Origin of the sequence: Enterobacter sp. BNK-34 (assembly GCF_048684445.1) — a bacterium.
Classification (GTDB): domain Bacteria; phylum Pseudomonadota; class Gammaproteobacteria; order Enterobacterales; family Enterobacteriaceae; genus Enterobacter; species Enterobacter pseudoroggenkampii.
Map to the genome: position 1 here is coordinate 3,486,996 of NZ_JBLQUA010000001.1, position 18,945 is coordinate 3,505,940.

At 56.0% G+C, this 18,945-nt stretch carries 25 protein-coding genes; 15 read left to right on the forward strand and 10 right to left on the reverse strand.

The window, feature by feature from the left end:
• The first annotated feature begins 101 nt into the window (after positions 1-101).
• Positions 102-704, forward strand: coding sequence for a TetR/AcrR family transcriptional regulator (locus ACMGG5_RS17170; RefSeq protein ID WP_420278238.1), 603 nt, complete (start codon positions 102-104; stop codon positions 702-704).
• Here the strand turns inward: ACMGG5_RS17170 and ACMGG5_RS17175 are convergent.
• Positions 682-1,332 carry a GntR family transcriptional regulator gene (locus ACMGG5_RS17175; RefSeq protein WP_024908354.1) on the reverse strand — a complete coding sequence of 217 codons (651 nt, stop codon included), beginning with the start codon at positions 1,330-1,332 and terminating at the stop codon, positions 682-684. The two genes, ACMGG5_RS17170 and ACMGG5_RS17175, sit on opposite strands and share 23 nt — an antisense overlap.
• Positions 1,333-1,452: 120 nt before the next feature.
• On the opposite strand from ACMGG5_RS17175, the gene ACMGG5_RS17180 reads away from it, so the two are divergent.
• The 3 genes from ACMGG5_RS17180 to ACMGG5_RS17190 all read left to right on the forward strand — a co-directional run bounded on the left by ACMGG5_RS17180 (position 1,453) and on the right by ACMGG5_RS17190 (position 3,937).
• Positions 1,453-1,944 carry an OsmC family protein gene (locus ACMGG5_RS17180; RefSeq protein ID WP_420278239.1) on the forward strand — a complete coding sequence of 164 codons (492 nt, stop codon included), beginning with the start codon at positions 1,453-1,455 and terminating at the stop codon, positions 1,942-1,944.
• A gap of 38 nt (positions 1,945-1,982) precedes the next feature.
• A complete protein-coding gene (locus ACMGG5_RS17185; RefSeq protein WP_225283314.1) occupies positions 1,983-2,990 on the forward strand; it encodes an AraC family transcriptional regulator in 1,008 nt (335 codons plus the stop codon).
• Positions 2,991-3,106: 116 nt separating this feature from the next.
• On the forward strand, positions 3,107-3,937 hold the full coding sequence (locus tag ACMGG5_RS17190) for an oxidoreductase (protein ID WP_090417061.1): 831 nt from the start codon (positions 3,107-3,109) through the stop codon (positions 3,935-3,937).
• Between the two features lie 45 nt (positions 3,938-3,982).
• Here ACMGG5_RS17190 and ACMGG5_RS17195 read toward each other — a convergent pair whose 3' ends face one another.
• A complete protein-coding gene (locus ACMGG5_RS17195) occupies positions 3,983-4,525 on the reverse strand; it encodes a phosphoglycerate mutase family protein (protein ID WP_090418191.1) in 543 nt (180 codons plus the stop codon).
• Positions 4,526-4,764: 239 nt separating this feature from the next.
• Here ACMGG5_RS17195 and ACMGG5_RS17200 point away from each other — a divergent pair, with 239 nt between their 5' ends.
• Positions 4,765-5,277, forward strand: a complete 513-nt coding sequence (locus tag ACMGG5_RS17200) for a GNAT family N-acetyltransferase (RefSeq protein ID WP_061715224.1) — start codon at positions 4,765-4,767, stop codon at positions 5,275-5,277.
• Here ACMGG5_RS17200 and ACMGG5_RS17205 read toward each other — a convergent pair.
• Positions 5,258-6,040 (reverse strand): hypothetical protein, encoded by a 783-nt coding sequence (locus ACMGG5_RS17205; RefSeq protein WP_061715223.1) that lies wholly within the window; start codon positions 6,038-6,040, stop codon positions 5,258-5,260. The two genes, ACMGG5_RS17200 and ACMGG5_RS17205, sit on opposite strands and share 20 nt — an antisense overlap.
• 1 nt (position 6,041) lies before the next feature.
• Positions 6,042-6,239, reverse strand: coding sequence for a hypothetical protein (locus ACMGG5_RS17210; RefSeq protein ID WP_024908361.1), 198 nt, complete (start codon positions 6,237-6,239; stop codon positions 6,042-6,044).
• Between the two features lie 256 nt (positions 6,240-6,495).
• Between ACMGG5_RS17210 and ACMGG5_RS17215 the strand changes: the two genes are divergently transcribed.
• Genes ACMGG5_RS17215 through ACMGG5_RS17250 form a run of 8 tightly spaced genes read left to right on the forward strand, consistent with a single transcriptional unit; the run spans position 6,496 to position 12,364 of the window.
• The gene (locus ACMGG5_RS17215) at positions 6,496-6,930 is read left to right on the forward strand and encodes a nuclear transport factor 2 family protein (protein ID WP_024908362.1); all 435 of its coding nucleotides are present in this window, start codon (positions 6,496-6,498) and stop codon (positions 6,928-6,930) included.
• Complete coding sequence (locus ACMGG5_RS17220) at positions 6,927-7,646, forward strand: SDR family NAD(P)-dependent oxidoreductase (RefSeq protein ID WP_061715221.1); 720 nt, start codon at positions 6,927-6,929, stop codon at positions 7,644-7,646. The genes ACMGG5_RS17215 and ACMGG5_RS17220 overlap by 4 nt, the downstream gene beginning before the upstream one ends.
• Entirely contained in the window at positions 7,643-8,902 is a 1,260-nt protein-coding gene (locus ACMGG5_RS17225; RefSeq protein ID WP_024908364.1) for an FAD-dependent oxidoreductase, read from the forward strand. The genes ACMGG5_RS17220 and ACMGG5_RS17225 overlap by 4 nt, the downstream gene beginning before the upstream one ends.
• A gap of 1 nt (position 8,903) precedes the next feature.
• The gene (locus tag ACMGG5_RS17230; RefSeq protein ID WP_048989722.1) at positions 8,904-9,626 is read left to right on the forward strand and encodes a DUF1365 domain-containing protein; all 723 of its coding nucleotides are present in this window, start codon (positions 8,904-8,906) and stop codon (positions 9,624-9,626) included.
• Positions 9,623-10,843, forward strand: coding sequence for an SAM-dependent methyltransferase (locus ACMGG5_RS17235; RefSeq protein ID WP_032647049.1), 1,221 nt, complete (start codon positions 9,623-9,625; stop codon positions 10,841-10,843). Before ACMGG5_RS17230 ends, ACMGG5_RS17235 begins: the two co-directional genes overlap by 4 nt.
• The gene (locus tag ACMGG5_RS17240) at positions 10,840-11,325 is read left to right on the forward strand and encodes a DUF2878 domain-containing protein (protein ID WP_420278240.1); all 486 of its coding nucleotides are present in this window, start codon (positions 10,840-10,842) and stop codon (positions 11,323-11,325) included. The genes ACMGG5_RS17235 and ACMGG5_RS17240 overlap by 4 nt, the downstream gene beginning before the upstream one ends.
• Positions 11,322-11,843, forward strand: a complete 522-nt coding sequence (locus tag ACMGG5_RS17245; RefSeq protein WP_420278241.1) for a hypothetical protein — start codon at positions 11,322-11,324, stop codon at positions 11,841-11,843. The genes ACMGG5_RS17240 and ACMGG5_RS17245 overlap by 4 nt, the downstream gene beginning before the upstream one ends.
• Positions 11,840-12,364: a DUF3833 domain-containing protein gene (locus tag ACMGG5_RS17250; RefSeq protein WP_420278242.1), complete on the forward strand. Its 525-nt coding sequence runs from the start codon at positions 11,840-11,842 to the stop codon at positions 12,362-12,364. Before ACMGG5_RS17245 ends, ACMGG5_RS17250 begins: the two co-directional genes overlap by 4 nt.
• A 424-nt stretch (positions 12,365-12,788) precedes the next feature.
• On the opposite strand, the gene ACMGG5_RS17255 is transcribed toward ACMGG5_RS17250, so the two are convergent.
• Together ACMGG5_RS17255 and ACMGG5_RS17260 are read right to left on the reverse strand one after the other, a co-directional pair.
• Positions 12,789-13,247 carry a DMT family transporter gene (locus ACMGG5_RS17255; protein ID WP_024908370.1) on the reverse strand — a complete coding sequence of 153 codons (459 nt, stop codon included), beginning with the start codon at positions 13,245-13,247 and terminating at the stop codon, positions 12,789-12,791.
• A gap of 3 nt (positions 13,248-13,250) precedes the next feature.
• Complete coding sequence (locus ACMGG5_RS17260; protein WP_417927342.1) at positions 13,251-13,685, reverse strand: DMT family transporter; 435 nt, start codon at positions 13,683-13,685, stop codon at positions 13,251-13,253.
• A gap of 95 nt (positions 13,686-13,780) precedes the next feature.
• On the opposite strand from ACMGG5_RS17260, the gene ACMGG5_RS17265 reads away from it, so the two are divergent.
• Positions 13,781-14,713 carry a LysR family transcriptional regulator gene (locus ACMGG5_RS17265; RefSeq protein WP_157189128.1) on the forward strand — a complete coding sequence of 311 codons (933 nt, stop codon included), beginning with the start codon at positions 13,781-13,783 and terminating at the stop codon, positions 14,711-14,713.
• Positions 14,714-14,718: 5 nt separating this feature from the next.
• On the opposite strand, the gene ACMGG5_RS17270 is transcribed toward ACMGG5_RS17265, so the two are convergent.
• Both ACMGG5_RS17270 and ACMGG5_RS17275 read right to left on the reverse strand, forming a co-directional pair.
• Entirely contained in the window at positions 14,719-15,747 is a 1,029-nt protein-coding gene (locus tag ACMGG5_RS17270) for a methionine synthase (RefSeq protein ID WP_048990893.1), read from the reverse strand.
• Positions 15,748-15,770: 23 nt separating this feature from the next.
• Positions 15,771-16,745 carry a DUF1852 domain-containing protein gene (locus ACMGG5_RS17275; RefSeq protein WP_420278243.1) on the reverse strand — a complete coding sequence of 325 codons (975 nt, stop codon included), beginning with the start codon at positions 16,743-16,745 and terminating at the stop codon, positions 15,771-15,773.
• A 232-nt stretch (positions 16,746-16,977) separates the two neighbouring features.
• Between ACMGG5_RS17275 and ACMGG5_RS17280 the strand changes: the two genes are divergently transcribed.
• On the forward strand, positions 16,978-17,517 hold the full coding sequence (locus ACMGG5_RS17280; protein ID WP_157189130.1) for a DUF2058 domain-containing protein: 540 nt from the start codon (positions 16,978-16,980) through the stop codon (positions 17,515-17,517).
• A 7-nt stretch (positions 17,518-17,524) separates the two neighbouring features.
• On the opposite strand, the gene ACMGG5_RS17285 is transcribed toward ACMGG5_RS17280, so the two are convergent.
• Together ACMGG5_RS17285 and azoR are read right to left on the reverse strand one after the other, a co-directional pair.
• Positions 17,525-18,211 (reverse strand): RluA family pseudouridine synthase, encoded by a 687-nt coding sequence (locus tag ACMGG5_RS17285; RefSeq protein ID WP_157189131.1) that lies wholly within the window; start codon positions 18,209-18,211, stop codon positions 17,525-17,527.
• 89 nt (positions 18,212-18,300) lie between these two features.
• The gene (gene azoR / locus ACMGG5_RS17290; RefSeq protein ID WP_008502313.1) at positions 18,301-18,906 is read right to left on the reverse strand and encodes an FMN-dependent NADH-azoreductase; all 606 of its coding nucleotides are present in this window, start codon (positions 18,904-18,906) and stop codon (positions 18,301-18,303) included.
• Positions 18,907-18,945: the final 39 nt, after the last annotated feature.

Genomic DNA, 18,945 nt, shown 5'->3' on the forward strand with positions numbered 1-18,945 from the left:
CGATTACCTCAGTGTTATATGATGTAGACAGGTCTGTCTACATGCGGTAATCTATGCCTGTAAAATAACGCTGTCAACATCCGTTTTGAGGCTACCCAAAAGTGAAAACAGAATCCGCAGGCAACGATACCAAAATCAGCGTCAGAGATAAGATATTACTTACGGCGCACGATCTGTTTTATTCCACAGGCTTCAGGGCGACGGGCGTGGATACGCTGATTAAAGCATCGAAAGTGACCAAGGTGACGTTTTATCGCCATTTTCCGAGTAAAATTTTACTTATTCTCGCCTATTTGCACTATCGGCATGAAATATGGATTGGCTGGTTTGAATCCACGCTGCGTCGACATCTTGATGAAGGTGAAATACCTTCTGATGCTATATCGGCAACGCTTTACGAATGGTTTATTTCGCCTGAATTCCACGGCTGCGCATTTATTAATGCCAGCGCTGAGGCAAAATCGGAAGATATTGAAAGCGAAATAAAAGAGATATGCCGCGATCATAAAATCGAAACAAAGAATATTATTGCGTCGCTGACGAAGATCGCGGATGAGCGCGTCGTCAATGAAATCATGCTGCTCATTGACGGTGCCATTATTCATGCGCAAATGGGCATGGAGACGGATGATGTCATCACTCCGTTGAAGCGGGTATTAGCCGTGTTAACGGGATTTCCCCTTAACCCTCGTCGCGACGGCTGATAAACGTTTTTAGCATTTCTCCGGCACTAAGAATATGTCGCACGACTTCAGCTCGTGCATTCCCGGCATCCCGTTCCCTGCAGGCTGTAAGGATACCTGCATGGTCATCCTGAAAAACCGGTGTTGCGGAAAGGAGCTTTCGCTGAAGGTATTCATACCGCTCTATCTGATTGCGGGTATCATTAATCAGCCTCAGCAGGCGTTGGTTTTTGCACCCACTGTAGACAAGATCGTGGAACTCCCGGTTAAGTGTGCCCTGCATGTCAAATTCAGTCGTTCTGGCGAGAAGCGTATGCGTCAGTTCGGCCCTCGCCAGCGTATCAGAGCTCAGGTTTTTCACGCTTTGAAAGACGGCTTCCCCTTCCAGTAAGGCACGCAGGGAGTAAATCTCATCCAGATCATCAACAGAAAGCGTTCTGACAACAGCGCCGCGGTTCCTGAAAATTTCCACCAGCCCATCGCGTTCAAGCTGCCTGATTGCTTCTCTCATTGGGATTCGGCTGACAGAAAAATGACTGGCAAGATCCCTTTCAACAAGCCTCTCTCCATCACGCAGACGACCGCTGTTTATCATCTTTCTTAATTCACTGGCGAGCACGTCCGGGGTCGAAAGGGCGTTAAGCTGCATACTGTTTCTCCTGAAAAGATGGAATAATGGTATACCATCTGATAGCTTACGTCGAGACAGGTGATTGCGAACAAACATCGCCAGCAAAATCCATCGGATATCATTATCGGGAGCATCAAGATGAGCCATCGTGAGCATCATTATCAGGTTAAGGTCGAGTGGAAAGGGAACAAAGGCCGGGGGACGGAATCCTATAAAGCCTACGATCGTCTTTATGACATCACGGCGGGTGATAAATCTCCGATTTCAGGTTCATCAGACCCTGCATTTCTGGGGGATGCATCATGCTGGAATCCTGAAGATCTTCTTGTCGCGTCAGCCTCTGCCTGTCACAAATTATGGTATTTGCATCTTTGCGCGGAAGCGGGGATAAGCGTTTATACCTATATTGACCGGGCGGAAGGAACGATGTGCGAAGGAGAAAAGGGGGGTTTCACCTCTATTGTCCTGAAGCCTCAAATCACGCTTCGCCCAGGGGATGATATCGATCGCGCTGTGGCACTTCATCACCGCGCGCATGAGCTCTGCTTTATTGCTAACTCACTGAATTTCCCGGTAACCTGCCAGCCAACCATACTGCATAGCGCCCGTTCATCCGTCGATGAACAATAACGCTAAGCGTTGCATAACCTTCAACCGGGAATGAGCAAATGGCTTCTAACCGTACTTTCGCTCTCGATATAAGCTGGAAAACGCTGCTGAAAGACGCGGGGCTTGAGCCAGAACGCATTCTCCGCAGGGCAGGATTACCTGACGATCTCTTTTTGCAAAAAGCGCGCGGACTCGATACGAATGAATACATTCGCTTCTGGAACGCGCTGGAGGCTGAAACGAACGATCCTGCCTTTCCCGTCCCGCTCATTGAGTTGATCTCTGCGGATGTGTTTGATCCGCCCCTTTTTGCCGCACTGTGTAGCAGCAATATGATGCAGGCTGTCCAGCGTCTGGCCAGATATAAACAGCTTATTGCTCCCATGGTTCTGGAGACAACGGTCGACCAAAACGGCAACCTTACCGTCTCACCGCGTTGGCTTTTTGCGACAACTATTCCGCCGTTTCTCCAGGTGGCAGAACTGGGCTTCCTGCTCAAGCTTCTGCGGCTGGGAACTCGCGAACCGGTTAACCCCTTACGGATCTGCGTTTCTGCGCTACCGTCATCGGTTCAGAACAGCCACTTTTCGCGTTTCTTTGGTGCTGACGTGCAATACGGAGAACAGCCCGCCATCAGCTTTTCCGCAGCCGATGCGCTTCGACCCTTTTTAACGGTCAATGAGGGGATGTGGCAGGTGTTTGAACCGGAACTGCAGCGTCGTCTCGGTCAGTTAAATGAACGGGCTTCAACCGCCGATCGTGTACGAGCGGTACTCCTGGAGCTTATTCCCGGTAACGAAGCGACTATTGAAAAAGCGGCGGAGCGTCTGGGAATGAGCAAACGCACGCTGCAGCGCAGGCTTGAGCAGGAAGGGGAAAACTTTCGCAACCTTGTCAACGCGTGTCGTGAACACCTGGCCCGTCATTATCTTCGCAATACGCGTCTTTCCGGGTATGAGATCGCGTTTTTGCTGGGTTTCGAAGATCCTAACTCATTCTATCGCGCATTTATGACCTGGACGGGCCAGACTCCTGAAGCGGCCAGGACAGCCATGCGTCTTGAGTAAACACGTGCGTATGTATCGCTCTGATGGCGCAGTTTGCGAGTCACATGGCGCGATACGCTAGTTAACATGAGGTCGAAGGAGAGCAAACTAGCCACAGTCTACTCACCGAGGTATCTATGTTTACTCAGGACAAAAAAACTGCGCTGGTCACCGGTGCATCGTCAGGTATGGGCAAAGCCATCGCCCGTCGTCTCATTCAGGATGGCTATCAGGTTTACGCTGCTGCCCGTAGCGTTGAGAAAATGCACGATCTCGCCCAGCTTGGCGCGTACCCTCTGCGGATGGATATCTCACGTGATGAAGACATTTTGGCTGCAGTGAATACCATCATGTCGCAGACAGGTGGGGTTGACGTACTGGTCAACAACGCGGGTTTTGGGCTCTATGGACCGGTAGAAGAGATCGGTATTGAAGAAGCTCGCTATCAGTTTGAAGTTAACGTGTTTGGTGCGGCCCGCCTTACGCAACTGCTGATCCCGGCCATGCGTGCCAGACGCAGCGGTTACATTATTAATATCACCTCTATGGGGGGTAAGATTTACACCCTTCTGGGAGCCTGGTATCACGCAACGAAACATGCGCTTGAGGGATGGTCTGACTGTCTGCGTCTTGAAGTGGCTGAATTTGGCATTAAGGTTGTGATTGTTGAACCGGGTTTAATCGAGACAGGCTTTGGTGATGTGGTCAGCGGCAATATAGTTAAACGTTCAGCAAATGGCCCTTACGCTCGCCTCGTGGAGAAGGTGGCTAAATCGGTCAAAAATGCATATGGGAATGGCAGAGGCAGCGACCCGAAGGTGATTGCGGACGTGGTTGCCCGCGCCGTTAAAAGCCCTCATCCGCATACACGCTATGCAGCCGGCAAGTATGCAAAGATGCTCATCCGCATGCGTCTCTGGCTGGGAGACCGTCTGTTCGATCGCGTTATTCTTGGCCAGACGCTATGACCCAGGCACCGAGGATGAAAAAATCCTCGGTGTCAGTATGTGCCCTTACGCAAGGCTGTAAACCCCCGCTCCCCAGTAACCGGTACCCGGGGAAGTCTGTTCTTTCCAGCCTGATGCGATCAGTTCCTTCGCAATAAACCGATTGATCATTCCGTGCCCCATGAGCAAGACGGGGCCGTCAGAGTCCTTCGCGACATTCACCAGGATTTCTGCCGCCTTAACGGCACGTTCTTTTGCGACGCTCACGCACTCTGCCTCGCCAGACAGGCCGCAGAGCCAAAGAACGCGAAACAGCGCTGCCCAGTAAAAAGGCGATAGTCGTAACCCTGGAATACGGAACACCGGCAGCTCTGCTTCCCGAAAAACCTCATCAATTAAGCCCGGTTCACACCCCAGCGTTTTCAACGATGAAAGGGCTCGCGGGAGAGGGCTGCTGAGAAACGTGAGCGCGCGGTACGCCTGAATTTGAGCCCTTTCAGGCGGCCTGTCGCTGCCCGTCGAAGAGAGGTTATAGCTGTCGATCCATTCGGTCATTTCCCTGCACGAGACCCTTGGCGCCCCCCTATAATGGGGTTCTCCATGCCGCATCAAAATAATTTCCATACGTTCTAATCGCTAGTCCTGGTCATCCATTCAACACTGGCAGACTAGCGCGATCTGGTGAGGGTTTTCACCCACCCGTTTTGGTGTGTCGGGCGAGATCCATAACACGCGGGCTGTACTTAACGTCGTTCACCGCAATAATATATGCGGCAAGAATGTAACTGTTTTTGTCTTTCTCGTTTCGCACGGCATCACACCTAAAGCGGTTAGTAAGGATACCCTCCATGTCTCTTCGAATTCGACAGGCCACCGGGGCCGATTCAACGCTGTTAAGCGAGCTGGGATATCGCATCTATCCCGCCCATTTTCAGCATCTGTGGGTGTCAGAGGCAGAGATGAAGGATTTTCTGCACGGAGAGTACGCGCGTTCTGTAGTTGAACAGAGCCTGAAAGATAACGCTGTTTCCTGGTATGTTGCAGAGACCGATCGGCCAGTGGGATTCATGAAAGTGACCTGGGAAGCCATGCTTCCAGAAACGGACAAGAAGGGTGTTCTCCTCAATAAGCTCTACCTTGATCCCGCCGCAACCGGCAAGAACTATGGTCAGGTGATGTTCAACAACATCACAGACATGGCCCGGAGCAGGGGGAAAGACTATCTCTGGCTGGAGGTGCTTGAGCAGAACGCGGGAGCGTACCGGTTCTACCAGAAGCAGGGCATGCTCTGCGTTAAGAACGTCCTTTTCGAAACCGCCTCACAGCAGAGCATACTCAGGATTATGGGGATGCCTCTTTAGAAAGCGAGTCATGCTGTGCCAGCGACAGCGCGCTGGCGCTGGCGGGATCGAACAGCGAGATGCTCTCAATCTGATTGAGTAAAATCACTTTGCGAAATGACATGGCGCTGCGGGGTTCCGAGTCGAGCGTAATGTCATGCTCCGCATACCACCGGCTGTAATTATTCTCGATGCGAAAGTTCATCGTCTTCGCGTCTCTATACCCGCTCAACATCGGGATCAGCACGATATTGGCCGTTTTTTCATATTCCAGCGTCGCGGTGTGGATCATACCCACGTAAATCCGCCTCGAGCGCAGCGTGACCTGCGCCAGCTCGCCTTGCTCCATACACTGGTACAGCAGCTGTTCAATACCGCTCGACTGCGCCAGCCGTTTGTAGAGCTTTTTCCGGCTCTCGCCGTCCAGCCTGGCGCTGCCTGCCCAGTTAGAGCGGTAGAGGCAAAACAGGATGGCAAACGCCAGCATCACGACCACCGGCGCCTGAATGCCTAAAAAGCTCCAGTTCATAAAGTCGATTTGCCAGTCGGTGTATTTCGGTGAGGCAAAGTGAAAAGCGTTGTTGGCGGCGGAAAGGGCGAGCAGCAGCAGCCAGAGCAGCCCCGTGGCAATCACGCCCTGCAGAACGAAAATACAGCCGTAAAGCGCAACGAGAAAATAGACGTCCCAGCCGAAGGAACGCTTGATTTTAAAGCGGGTCGACAGGTCGCGGCTGGTGTACCAGTACCCGCATACCATCAGCACCATAAATATCGCCGTTCCCATTTTATGCCCTCTTCAGCGTGTTGACGTGACGCAGAAAATCCTGCCTCACCTCGTTGCTCTTGTAGTTCACCGAGGCGTTCCCGTCCTGGTCGATAATGATGCGATCGCCATCTTCCACGGCTTCAATGATTTCCTGCTGGCTCATCACCTGCAGTAAGGATTCCGGGCTTGAGAAAAGGGAGAGGAAGAAACGTTTCATACGGGCATCCTTTTGAATAAAAAGGATAAGCCTGGAAGAAGACCGACGAATTTGCCTTAAGGATATCCTGAAAGTGAAAGCCGGGTGGCGGCTACGCCTTACCCGGCCTACAAAACCGTCAAACGATTGAGTTATCAAGTTATTGATATTGATAGGTAATAAAAAATAAATCTGCACAAACTTGGACAAATAACGTTAATTGTGTAAGTTTTAATTATGCGATTACGCCACGTTGTTTACAGCCAGGATGTGACCCATGAGCACTTTGCCCTCTGTCGTGAGTCGGTTTGTCGAGTACTACGCCGCACTGGATAGCCAGCCGCCGTCCGCGCTGGCGGGGCTTTATCATTCGAATGCCACGCTTATCGATCCCTTCGGCGAGCACAACGGTATTTTTGCGCTTCAGCGCTACTTCACCCATCTGCTGGCCAACGTCGAGAACTGCCGTTTTTCTATCGATCCGCCGCTGTGCAGCGGGAACCGGTTTGTTGTCACCTGGGTGATGCACTGGTCGCATCCGCGCATTGCCGGAGGCGAACCGCTCGACCTGCCCGGATGTTCAGTGGTGCAGACGGAAAACGATCTCATCACGCACCAGCGCGACTACTACGATGCGGGAGAGATGATCTACGAACATCTTCCTCTGCTTGGCTGGGCGGTTCGCGGCGTGAAGCGGAGGGTCAAATCATGAAGACGGTGCTGATTACCGGCGCAAGCTCGGGGATTGGCGCCGGGCTGGCAAAATCCTTTTCCGCTGACGGCTACCATGTGATTGCCTGCGGGCGCGACCCGGCGCGTCTGGAAGCACTGCATCAGACCTGTCCTAATCTCACCGTTCGCCTCTTCGACATGACGGACAGGGACGCCTGTCGCCAGGCGCTGACCGGCAGCTACGCCGACCTGATTATTCTCTGCGCCGGGACCTGCGAATACCTCGACGGTGGAGTGGTGGATGCGGCGCTGGTGGAGCGGGTCATGAGCACTAATTTCCTTGGCCCGGTGAACTGCCTCGAGGCGCTCCAGCCGCAGCTGGTTGCCGGTAACCGCGTGGTGCTGGTGAGTTCGATGGCGCACTGGCTGCCTTTTCCCCGCGCAGAGGCCTACGGTGCGTCCAAAGCAGCGCTGAGCTGGTTTGCCGAGAGTCTGCGCCTGGACTGGGAGCCAAAAGGGATTGCCGTCACGGTTGTCTCTCCGGGCTTTGTCGATACGCCCCTGACGCAAAAAAACGATTTTGCCATGCCGGGCAGGGTGACCGTCGACGAGGCGGTCAAGGCGATCCGTATCGGACTGGCGGCTGGGAAAATGCATATTGCGTTTCCTGACGGGTTTGGCTTCATTTTGCGGCTGCTCTCCGGGCTGCCTGCGTTTCTTCAGCGCGCGCTGCTGCGCAGGATGGTGCGTTCATGAACATTGCGATTATCGGCAGCGGCATTGCCGGGCTGACCTGCGCCTGGCGGCTGGCCGGGCACCATCAGGTGACCCTGTTTGAAGCAGGCGCCACGCCGGGCGGCCATACCGCAACGGTTGACGTGACAACGCCACAGGGCACATACGCGATCGATACCGGGTTTATCGTCTATAACGATCGCACCTATCCGCGTTTTATGGGTCTGCTCAGCGAGCTGGGCATCAGCGGGCAAAAAACGCAGATGAGCTTTTCGGTGCACAATCCCGCTACGGGGTTTGAGTACAACGGACACACCCTGACATCGCTGTTTGCCCAGCGTCGAAACCTGGTGAATCCGGCATTCTGGCGGCTGCTGGGCGAGATCGTTCGCTTTAATCGCCTGGCGAAAGCGGCGCTGGACGGGGAGGTGGACCCGAACGCCACGCTGCAGACGTTTTTGCAGCAGCACGGCTTCACGCCGTTTTTTGCGCGACACTACATTCTGCCGATGGGAGCCGCCATCTGGTCCTCGTCGCTGCAGGAGATGACGCGTTTCCCGCTGCCGCTCTTCCTGCGTTTCTTTCACCACCACGGCCTGCTGGATATCACCCATCGTCCGCAGTGGTACGTAGTGCCGGGCGGCTCGCGGGAGTATATCCGCGCCATGCTGGATAAGCTGGGCGACCGGCTGACGCTGCACCTGAACGCGCCGGTGCAGCGTGTGAAACGCCATGCGGATGGCGTCACCCTCCAGCTCGACGACGCCAGCCATACCTTCGACCAGGTGATCTTTGCCTGCCACTCCGCCAGTGCTCTGGCGATGCTTGATGACCCGACGCCCGCCGAGCGCGAAGTGCTGGGTGATATCGGCTGGCAGCGCAACGAGGTCGTTTTACACAGCGATCCGCGCTGGCTGCCTGTGCGGCCGCGCGCCTGGGCCAGCTGGAACTACCGCCTGAGCGAGCAGGCGCAGGCCAGCGCCTGCGTCACCTACAACATGAACATCCTGCAGGGGCTGCCTGCGGGCAGTCCGCTGTTCTGCGTCACCCTGAACCCGGACGCACCGGTGGATGAACGCTTCGTTCTGCAACGCTTCGTCTATGAACATCCGCTGTTTAACCCTCAAAGCTGGCGGGCGCAGGCGCGGCGCGGCGAGATCAACGGCCACCGGCGGAGCTGGTTCTGCGGGGCCTACTGGTACAACGGTTTTCATGAAGACGGCGTGCGCAGCGCGCTGGACGTGGTCAATGCGATAGCGGCCGGAGAGGGGAACTGAGATGAACAGCTGCCTTTACCACGGCATCTTACGCCACCGCCGCCTGCAGCCGAAAACCCATGAGTTTCGCTACAGCGTCTTTATGGCCTGGCTGGATCTCGATGAGCTGCCGCTACTGGCGTCCGTCGGCGTGCGGCGCAATGGCTTTGCCGCCGCCTCGTTCCACGACGCGGACTACCCGCTCGGCACGCCGCTTAAAGAGAACGTGCTGAGCAGGCTGGAGAGCCTGACCGGGGAACGTCCGGACGGTCGGGTCATGCTCCTGACGCAGTTGCGCTATTTCGGGTTCCATTTCAATCCGGTCAACTTTTACTACTGCTATGACGGGAAGGGTACCCTGCGCTGGGTGCTGGCGGAGGTCCGCAACACGCCGTGGAACGAGCGTCATTATTACGCGGTCGACGGGCAACATGCCCAGCCCACGGAAAAAGCGTTTCACGTTTCTCCCTTCAACCCGATGGACATGATCTACCACTGGCGCTTCAACGACCCGGATAACACGCTGCATATGCACATTGAAAATCATCAGGAGGCGAAGGTGTTCGACGCCACGCTTGCGCTGCGCCGGGAGCCTCTGACGCACCCCGCGCTGCGTTCGCTGCTCCTGCGTATCCCGCTTATGACCCTGAAAACCGTTTTCGCCATTTACTGGCAGGCGCTGCGCCTGTGGCTCAAGCGCGTGCCGCTGTATAACCATCCCGTCAGCAGGAGTGAACGCTCATGACCGATCCCGTCTTTGCGTTAGAACCCGATATCCCGCGCAACGTGCGCCTTGCGCGCTGGCTGCTTTTTCGTCTGTTAAGCGGCATTCGCGGCGGCTCGCTCACGCTGCGTGAAGGGGCACAGACCTTTCATTTTGGCGAGACATCCTCCGCGCTGCATGCTGACGTGCAGATCCTTACGCCCGGCGTTTACTGGCGCGTCTTAACGGGCGGGAGCCTTGCCGCGGCAGAAGCCTGGATGGACGGCGAATGGGAAACCGCGCACCTCACGCCGCTACTGGAACTTCTGGCGCTCAACGGCGAGGTGCTTGGTCGTCTCGAAAACGGGTTCCGTCTGTTCGGCAGGCCGCTGGAGCGGCTACGCCACTGGACGCGGCGGAACTCCCGCGCGCAGGCGCGTGAAAATATTGCCGCCCATTACGATCTGGGTAACACCTTCTATGCCCATTTTCTGGATAAGGAGCTGCTCTATTCCAGCGCGCTGTTTACCGCTGACGAGCAGGATCTCACTGCGGCTCAGCAGGCCAAAATGGCGCGCCTGTGTGAACAGCTGGTGCTAAACCCGGGTGACCATCTGCTGGAAATTGGCACCGGCTGGGGCGCGATGGCGGAATACGCGGCCCGTCATTATGGCTGTCGGGTGACCACCACCACGCTATCGCAGGAGCAATACGTCTGGGCGACCGAGCGGATCGCCCGCGCCGGACTGCAGGATCGGGTCGAGGTGCTGCTCTGCGACTATCGCGACCTCACCGGACAGTACGACAAGCTGGTCTCGATAGAGATGATCGAAGCCGTCGGGCAGCGCTATCTGCCCACGTTCTTCCGTACCTGCCAGGCGCGGCTGCGCCCGGGAGGTCGCATGGCGATTCAGGCCATCACTATTCAGGATCAGCGCTATCGCGACTACAGCAAAAGCGTCGATTTTATCCAGCGCTACATTTTCCCCGGCGGCTTCCTGCCGAGCATAACCGCGATGAACGAGCTGATGACGCGCCACACCGATTTCGTGGTACGCAATCTGTTCGACATGGGTCCCGACTACGCCCGCACGCTGGCCCACTGGCGGCAGCGCTTTGTCCACGCCTGGCAGGAGATTGAAAAGCTCGGCTTTGATGAGCGGTTTCGCCGCATGTGGCTGTACTACTTTGGCTACTGCGAAGCCGGGTTTAACGCCCGCACCATCAGCGTGGTGCAGCTGACCGCCGAGCGAGTATGAAACGATATCTTCAGGTCTTTCTGCTGGCCGTCGCGTTCGATCTTTACTGGGCGCTGGTGGTGCTCTTTCGCGAAAAGGGCCTGATTATCTGGCTCGCGCTGGCGATCCTGGCATGCCTGCTCTTGCCGTTTGTATACCGTTTTTACGCCATTGGGCTGGCCGCGGCGGGCAGTTTGCTGGATACGCTCTGGGCGCTGACGGGACTGATAGCCTTCACGGGCGACTCCCTGATGCCGCTATGGATGGTGGCACTGTGGCTGATGTTCGCCACCGTCTGGACGCAGCTGACGCGCACCACCACGTTGCCCGGCTGGCTGCTGACACTGCTGGCGGCCGTAGGAGGCCCGGTGGCGTACCTGATTGGCGAGCGGCTGGGTGCCATCACATTTCTGGAGCCGACCTTTATCGTTGTCAGCTGGATGGCGCCGGGCTGGCTGGTGCTGATGCTGTTTTTCCACCTGCTGATGGGGAGACAAAAATGAGAGCTGCGATTTTGCTGCTTTGGCTGATCGCCATGCCTGCGGCCCAGGCCGCCGACTGGCTGGCCTGGCGTAAGGTGGGCGATGCCACGCTCACCTGGGGGCCGTTCACCGTCTACACCTCCCAGCTGCGTACGCCGGACGGGCGTTACGGTCGGGAGAACCAGGATCAGGCGCTGATAATTACCTATGCGCGCGACATCGATCGCGATGAGCTGGTTGAGGCGACCCGCGACCAGTGGCAGGCGCAGGGGATCCTGGCGCAGGAACCGCAAAGCGAAGCCTGGCTGCGGATGCTCCGGTCGCTGTGGCCGGATGTTCGACCGGGCTCACAGCTGGCGTTTGTCCTTGATGACCAGCAGGGGCAGTTCTGGTACCGCGATCCGGCCCTTCAGAAAACCTTTATTCCCCTGGGACCACGCCAGTCAGAAGCGTTCAGTACCCGCTTTCTGGCCATCTGGCTGGCTCCCCGTACGCAATATCCTGAGCTGCGTCAGCAGTTAATCGGAGGCCAAAAATGAAACGTTTTCTGATGATGGTGCTGGCATTAACGATGCTGCTGGCGGGCTGTAGCACGGAGGTGACCGAGTACCGCCAGCAGCAGCCGCGGCTTGATATTTTCCATTACTTCCAGGGAAAAACCGAAGCGTGGGGGATGGTGCAGGATCGCAGCGGCAAGCAGATCCGCCGCTTTCACGTTGAGATTGCCGGGGACGTTATCGGCGATACGCTGACGCTCAACGAACATTTTGTTTACGACGACGGTGAGAAGCAGCAGCGGGTCTGGCATATCCGGCGCCTGGGGACCGATCGCTATGAGGGCACGGCGGGGGATATCGAAGGGGTAGCGACGGGGCAGGCCGCAGGCAACGCGTTCAACTGGCATTACAGCATGAACGTGAAGGCCAACGGCAGCACCTGGCTGCTGAACTTTGACGACTGGATGTACCTGCAGGATGAGACGCACCTGTTTAATAAAACCGAGATGAAGAAACTGGGCGTCACCGTCGCCACGGTGACGCTGTTTTTCACCAAGGGATAAGGGATCCCCACTCAATTTGTAACCAGAAGCGATTCGGATTTTTTAAATGTCATGATTATTTTGCAGCGATGACCTGGTCCGGCTGTAAATCGCTGAGGCGTTTCCTGCAGGCCGGGGCGAGGCGCAGGGATGCGCCGAGAGGGCGGGCTTTACAGGGATGTTACCTCCGCCCGTCCCCGATAAGCCGGAAGGAATAAGCCGAAGGGACCGCGAAGCGGCGATTTACCGCCGGGAGCCCGGGTCGCCAGGGTGGTGGCGATTGAGCGACCCTGGCACGTTCACAGGTCATGTCGTTACAGAGTAGCAAGGAACATAAAGTGAACGGAATGACCACTACAGCCGTATGTTCCCCCTCACCCTAACCCTCTCCCCAAAGGGGCGAGGGAACTGTTTCGTGTCTACGCTGTGTCCGCAAGGTGTGATGTCATGCCCCGGCAGAACGGGTTTTACTACCCGAGTAAATAAAGACAAGCGCAATCCCCAGGCAGACTACCGCCCCCAGACGACTCGTTGAAAAGGAAATGGCGGGATTACCCAGCCAGCCAAAGTGATCAATCAGCATGCTCATGGCGAGTTGGCCAAAGATCACCGCCACCGTGGCGACGGCGGTGCCGATGCGCTGTACGGCGAGTACCATAATCACAATATAAGGCACGCCGAACATTGCTCCGAGAAGCTGCCATTTTGGCACGTCCAGCAGCGTGACGGCCTGCTTCGGTTCAAAGAAGAAAATGAGCAGGGCGGTCACCAGCGCGCCGACGGAAAACGTCAGAAACGCGCTTTTAAAAACGCCCACGCTGCTGCCGAGCTGTCCGTTAATGGCGGCCTGAATGCTCAGCGTCGCGCCGCCGCACACGGCCAGAAGGATCATAATCAGTGTCATACGTTACCCCTGTGCGACCAGAACCAGTGCCGCAATGATGAAACACAGTGCAATAATGCGCTTCGCGTTTATCTTCCGGTGCGGCGAACCCAGCAGACCGTAGTGGTCAATGATCAGGCTTTTAAAGACCTGGCCGGCCAGAATGCCAATCATGGTCATGGCAATGCCGATGGCGGGTGTCGCCACGGTCAGGATGACCACGTACACCGGCCCGAGCACGCCACCGAGCAGCTGCCAGCCGGGCTGTGCGAAAAATGACGGGCTGTTGCGCGGGCTGAAAAACAGCATCAGCAGAAACGTTAGCGCGGCGCCGACGCCAAAAATGCTGAACGTCGCCCACAAATCCCCGACCTTTCCCCCCAGCGGTCCCAGCAGTCCCGCCTCGACGGAGAGGCCCATCCCGCCGGCAATCACCAGTAAAATCAAAACAAACTGCATTCTTCTTCCTCCGTTTTCAGGCGGAGAAGATTACGTGGGTTGTTCAATGAGAAAAATGCCATAATGCTGGAAACACCTTTGCGAGAAATGCATTAATGGTTGACGCCAGCAACATCAACATCCGCGCGCTGCTGATCTTTATCGATGTGTATGAAGCGCAGAACTTCTCCGTCGTGGCGCGGCGGCAGGGAATATCGGCCTCGCAGATATCGCGCGTGATCCACCAGCTTGAGGACGCGCTCGGGCAGCAGCTTTTCTATCGCAATACGCGGGCCGTCATTCCCACGGAAAGCGGTCATCTGTTTGTTCGCTACGCCCGGTCGATGGCGGAAAATCTGGAAGAGGCGCGCCGGGAGCTGGACGCGCGTGCGGTGGAACCGTCCGGTGCGATCCGCATTAACGGACCGGTGTTTTTCGGCCAGAAGCACATAGCCCCAGGACTTCCCGGCCTGTCGGAACGCTATCCTCGCCTGAGCGTAGAGCTGACGCTGACCGATGATTTTATCGATCCCCACCGGGATGCGGCAGACCTTATCTTCCGCATTGGTGTACTGACGGACTCCTCGTTTCATGCGCGAGTGTTCGGGCAGCAGGTTTATCATCTGGCCGCGTCGCCGGACTACGTGCGTAAACATGGTGCACCTGAAGGACCGGACGATCTGAACCGTCATCACTGTCTTGTCTATCGCGGATCGTCAGGGCCAAACCGCTGGCTCTTTCGCAGGAAGGGCGAGGCGTGGATACACTATCCCGTGACGCCATTGATGACCTCCAATAATGCGGAGGCGTTACTCGCTGCGGCGCTGGGCGGGATGGGGATTGTGCTGTTCCCGGACTGGCTGGTAAGTGAACAGCTCCAGCGCGGTGAGCTGATTCCGCTCCTGCCCGCGCTGGAGTGTGCCATCAATACGGAACAGCAGGCTATTGCGGCGATCTATCCTGATGCCCGACATCCGCCCCTGAACGTCAGGGCGGTAATTGATTATTACGTCGAGCGTTTTGGCACGCCGCCGTACTGGCAAACGTAAGGGGATTACGCGCCAAGCTCTTTGCGGATAATCTCTGCGCCAGCGCTAAGTGCTTTCAGCTTGCCGTTAGCGACCTCACGGGAGAGGGGAGCCATACCGCAGTTGGTTGACGGATACAGCTTGTCGGCATCGACAAACTGCAGCGCTTTACGCAGCGTATCGGCCACTTCCTCCGGCGTTTCAACCGTGTTGGTTGCCACGTCAATCGCGCCAACCATCACTTTCTTGCCGCGGATCAGCTCCAGCAGATCCATCGGCACGCGGGAGTTGTGGCACTCCAGAGAGATGATGTCGATGTTAGAGGTCTGCAGCTTAGGGAAGGCCTCTTCGTACTGGCGCCATTCGGAGCCGAGCGTTTTTTTCCAGTCGGTATTGGCCTTGATGCCGTAGCCGTAGCAGATGTGTACCGCGGTCTCGCACTTCAGCCCTTCAATGGCGCGCTCCAGCGCGGCGATACCCCAGTCGTTGACCTCATCAAAAAAGACGTTAAACGCCGGTTCATCAAACTGGATAATATCCACGCCTGCGGCCTCTAGCTCTCGCGCTTCCTGATTGAGGATTTTGGCGAATTCCCAGGCCAGCTTTTCGCGGCTTTTATAGTGCGCGTCGTAAAGGGTGTCGATCATGGTCATTGGCCCCGGCAGGGCCCATTTGATTGGTTTGTCCGTGAGCTGGCGCAGGTACTTCGCATCGTCCACGAAGACCGGTTTCTGGCGCGCAACCGCAGAGACCACGGTCGGCACGCTGGCGTCATAGCGGTTACGAATGCGCACCGTCTGGCGGTTCTCAAAATCGACGCCGCTCAGGTGTTCAATAAAGGTGGTGACGAAGTGCTGACGAGTCTGTTCCCCGTCGCTGACGATATCGATTCCCGCGCGTATCTGCTCATCCAGAGACAGGCGCAGCGCATCCTGCTTGCCTGCCAGCAGTTCCTGATCCTGCAATTTCCAGGGTGACCACAGCGTTTCAGGTTGCGCAAGCCAGGTCGGCTTAGGCAGGCTGCCAGCCGTTGAAGTCGGGAGCAATGTTTTCATAATAAGAGACCTTTTTTGAAGTATTAAAGCGTGTAGTTATCAGACCACTGCTCAAGAATGTGTTTGTAAGGCTTAATGAAGTACTCTTCAGTAAATCGACCCTGTTCAATCGCCAGACGGCTTCGCTCTTCCCGGTCATACACAATTTTGGTTAAGGAGTGATCCTGCTGGTTCAGATCCGGTCGGTAGCACAGTCCGGCCGCCGAGTTGGCGTTATAAATTTCCGGGCGATAGATCTTCTGGAACGTCTCCATCGTGCTGATGGTGGCAATCAGTTCCAGATCGGTGTAATCGCTCAGCAAATCCCCGGTAAAGAAGAACGCGAACGGCGCCACGCTGTGTTCCGGCATGAAGTAGCGCACGCTCAGGCCCATCTTCGCGAAGTACTGCTCCGTTAGCGATTCGCCATCCGGCTGATACTCAACGCCCAGCACGGGGTGCTGATTACCGGTGCGGCGGTAGGTGTCTTTGCTGGAGACGCTCAGGCAAATCACCGGTCCTTTTGTGAAGTTCTCTTTGTATTCCGGTGAGTTCACAAAGTGGCGGAAAATATTGCCGTGCAGCTCGCCAAACTTTACCGGAATGCTGAAGTGCTGCTGGTTCTTGTTATGCTCCAGCAGCAGGACGCTGAAATCATAATCCCGCACGTAAGATGAGAAGTTATTCCCGACGATGCCAGGGATACGCTGGTTGTTTTTCTTGTCGACAATATATGTTTGCAATATCTCAATGGCCGGGAACGGTTTTTCCGCGCCAATGTTCAAATCGACAGAGATAATTTCAAGCTCTACCGCGTAGCGATCGGCGGTTGGGTTATCCCAGCGCGCTAAGGCGTTGAAGCGGTTGTTGATCATCACCAGGGTATTGCGCAGGTTCTCCTGACGCTTTTCCCCGCGGGCCAGGTTGGCAAAGTTAGTGGTCGTACGCGTATTTTCTGACGGGTTGTAATTCTCATCGAAGCAACTGCGCTTAAGGTTATATGTGAAAGCTTTGCTCATTGTGGTTATGCATCCTAAGTTCATGTTGCTAAGAAGTTGCCAATGCATAATTTATGCCTGACCCCGCGGCGCAGGGGAAGTGACTTAATTTCACTGCAACATGAGCGAAGTTCATGAAGTGTAATGCGCGAGGTGTCGCTGCGCTTACCCGGCCTACGATTCTGCTAATGTCGCACTCTTTCCTCAATTCCCGCTATAATCCCCAAAATTTCCAACCGGTTTAGAAACAATCATGACAAAACTCACCTTACAAGAGCAGATGCTGAAAGCGGGCCTCGTCAGCAGCAAGAAAGCGGCGAAAGTGCAGCGTACGGCAAAGAAATCACGCGTTCAGGCGCGTGAGGCCCGTGAAGCGGTCGAAGAGAACAAGAAGGCGCAGATCGAGCGTGACAAGCTGCTGAGCGAGCAGCAGAAGCAGGCCGTGCTGGCGAAAGAGTTTAAGGCGCAGGTGAAGCAGCTGATTGAGATGAACCGCATCACCGTGGCGAAAGGCAACATCACCTTTAACTTTACCGACGGTACGCTGATTAAAAAGATTGAAGTCGATAAGCAAACGCAGACCCAGCTGATCAACGGCCGTCTGGCGATTGCGCGTCTGGTGCTCAATGCTAAAGGTGACTGCGACTACGCGATCATTCCGGCAGTGGTGGCCGATAAAATTGCCCAGCGCGATGCCGACAGCATCGTGTTAAACAGCGCGCTCAGCCAGGAAGAGCAGGACGAAGACGATCCGTACGCGGACTTCAAAATCCCAGACGATTTGATGTGGTAAACCGCATTCAGAACGGGGCGGCGTGACGGGCGTTAACCGGCTCGCCGCTCACGGGATGAATAAAATTCAGCTCGCTGGCATGCAGCATCAGCCGGGGCGTTTCTTCAGCGCCCGGCACGTCAAGACCGCCATACAGATCGCAGCCCAGAATAGGGTGCCCCAGCTGCTGGCAGTGAATACGCAGCTGATGGGTTCGCCCGGTCTCCGGGATCAGTTTCACCCGCGTTAACGGTAATCCCGCCCCCTGATAAAACCGTTCCACCACCCGATAGCGGGAGCGGGCGGGTTTACCGGTAATGGCGCAGATCGACATCAGCGGGAACAGCGCCGGGTCTTTGGCAATCGGCGCATCGATTACACCTTCGTCATTTTCCACATGTCCGCAAAGCAGGGCGCTGTAGGCTTTCTCCACGCTGCGCTGGCTGAACTGCTGGCACAGCGCCGCGTTGATGGCTTTATTGCGCGCAACCACCATCAGTCCGGACGTGCCAAAATCCAGACGGTGCACCAGCGTGCAGCCGGGGAACGTCTGAACCAGACGATAATGGACGGAATCAAGGTTTTGCGGATTTTTGCCCGAGAGGCTGAGCAGGCCGGAAGGCTTATCGATCAGCAGCAGATGCTCGTCCTGCCAGAGAATTTCGATCTCATCGAGACAAGGTGGGGCAATAAAGTTATCGACGATTACAGACATCAGGCCGCCCGGCTGGAGAGTGGGAGCGGATGATAACGAAAAGCGGGGAAAAGAAAAACCCTCCCACCGGGCGGTGAGAGGGTGAAGTCTTACGCTGCAACCAGGCTGTCGATGGCGGCTTTCGCGTCGGTTTGCGCTTTGGTCGCCACTTCCGGACCGTAAGCGATACCTTCCGCGAACACGAAGTTCACGTCAGTGATGCCGATGAAGCCGAGGAACAGGCTCAGGTACGGCGCAACCAGGTCGGTTGGGGTATCTTTATGGATGCCGCCACGGCTGGTCAGGACGATCGCACGTTTACCTTTCACCAGACCTTCCGGGCCGTTCTCGGTGTAACGGAAGGTTACGCCAGCGCGTGCTACCAGGTCGAAGTAGTTCTTCAGCTGGGTTGGGATGTTGAAGTTGTACATTGGGGCGTTGATGACGATAACGTCGTGCGCCTGCAGCTCAGCAATCAGTTCGTCGGACAGGGCCAGCGCTTCCTGCTGACGCGGAGACAGCGGTGCATCGCTTGGGCGCAGCGCGCCAACCAGCTCACCGTCCAGCACAGGAATTGGGTTTGCAGCCAGGTCACGCACGGTGATTTCGTCAGCAGAATGCTGTTCACGCCACTGTTCAACGAAGTAATCAGACAGCTGACCAGACTGAGAGTACCCTGCCAGAATACTGGATTTCAAAACTAATACTTTGCTCATGGGTGATTCCTGTTGTTGCATTTGATTGAAGGGGGTTGC

Bases quoted from the DNA above. Each gene is read 5' to 3' on its own strand.
- ACMGG5_RS17235 (WP_032647049.1), top strand. From the start codon at position 9,623: ATGACCGATCCCGTCTTTGCGTTAGAACCCGATATCCCGCGCAACGTG.
- ACMGG5_RS17175 (WP_024908354.1), bottom strand. From the start codon at position 1,332: ATGCAGCTTAACGCCCTTTCGACCCCGGACGTGCTCGCCAGTGAATTA.
- ACMGG5_RS17250 (WP_420278242.1), top strand. From the start codon at position 11,840: ATGAAACGTTTTCTGATGATGGTGCTGGCATTAACGATGCTGCTGGCG.
- azoR (WP_008502313.1), bottom strand. From the start codon at position 18,906: ATGAGCAAAGTATTAGTTTTGAAATCCAGTATTCTGGCAGGGTACTCT.
- ACMGG5_RS17200 (WP_061715224.1), top strand. From the start codon at position 4,765: ATGTCTCTTCGAATTCGACAGGCCACCGGGGCCGATTCAACGCTGTTA.
- ACMGG5_RS17270 (WP_048990893.1), bottom strand. From the start codon at position 15,747: ATGAAAACATTGCTCCCGACTTCAACGGCTGGCAGCCTGCCTAAGCCG.
- ACMGG5_RS17190 (WP_090417061.1), top strand. From the start codon at position 3,107: ATGTTTACTCAGGACAAAAAAACTGCGCTGGTCACCGGTGCATCGTCA.
- ACMGG5_RS17210 (WP_024908361.1), bottom strand. From the start codon at position 6,239: ATGAAACGTTTCTTCCTCTCCCTTTTCTCAAGCCCGGAATCCTTACTG.
- ACMGG5_RS17275 (WP_420278243.1), bottom strand. From the start codon at position 16,745: ATGAGCAAAGCTTTCACATATAACCTTAAGCGCAGTTGCTTCGATGAG.
- ACMGG5_RS17285 (WP_157189131.1), bottom strand. From the start codon at position 18,211: ATGTCTGTAATCGTCGATAACTTTATTGCCCCACCTTGTCTCGATGAG.
- ACMGG5_RS17220 (WP_061715221.1), top strand. From the start codon at position 6,927: ATGAAGACGGTGCTGATTACCGGCGCAAGCTCGGGGATTGGCGCCGGG.
- ACMGG5_RS17265 (WP_157189128.1), top strand. From the start codon at position 13,781: ATGGTTGACGCCAGCAACATCAACATCCGCGCGCTGCTGATCTTTATC.
- ACMGG5_RS17185 (WP_225283314.1), top strand. From the start codon at position 1,983: ATGGCTTCTAACCGTACTTTCGCTCTCGATATAAGCTGGAAAACGCTG.
- ACMGG5_RS17280 (WP_157189130.1), top strand. From the start codon at position 16,978: ATGACAAAACTCACCTTACAAGAGCAGATGCTGAAAGCGGGCCTCGTC.
- ACMGG5_RS17260 (WP_417927342.1), bottom strand. From the start codon at position 13,685: ATGCAGTTTGTTTTGATTTTACTGGTGATTGCCGGCGGGATGGGCCTC.
- ACMGG5_RS17230 (WP_048989722.1), top strand. From the start codon at position 8,904: ATGAACAGCTGCCTTTACCACGGCATCTTACGCCACCGCCGCCTGCAG.
- ACMGG5_RS17195 (WP_090418191.1), bottom strand. From the start codon at position 4,525: ATGCGGCATGGAGAACCCCATTATAGGGGGGCGCCAAGGGTCTCGTGC.
- ACMGG5_RS17180 (WP_420278239.1), top strand. From the start codon at position 1,453: ATGAGCCATCGTGAGCATCATTATCAGGTTAAGGTCGAGTGGAAAGGG.
- ACMGG5_RS17205 (WP_061715223.1), bottom strand. From the start codon at position 6,040: ATGGGAACGGCGATATTTATGGTGCTGATGGTATGCGGGTACTGGTAC.
- ACMGG5_RS17225 (WP_024908364.1), top strand. From the start codon at position 7,643: ATGAACATTGCGATTATCGGCAGCGGCATTGCCGGGCTGACCTGCGCC.
- ACMGG5_RS17215 (WP_024908362.1), top strand. From the start codon at position 6,496: ATGAGCACTTTGCCCTCTGTCGTGAGTCGGTTTGTCGAGTACTACGCC.
- ACMGG5_RS17245 (WP_420278241.1), top strand. From the start codon at position 11,322: ATGAGAGCTGCGATTTTGCTGCTTTGGCTGATCGCCATGCCTGCGGCC.
- ACMGG5_RS17240 (WP_420278240.1), top strand. From the start codon at position 10,840: ATGAAACGATATCTTCAGGTCTTTCTGCTGGCCGTCGCGTTCGATCTT.
- ACMGG5_RS17255 (WP_024908370.1), bottom strand. From the start codon at position 13,247: ATGACACTGATTATGATCCTTCTGGCCGTGTGCGGCGGCGCGACGCTG.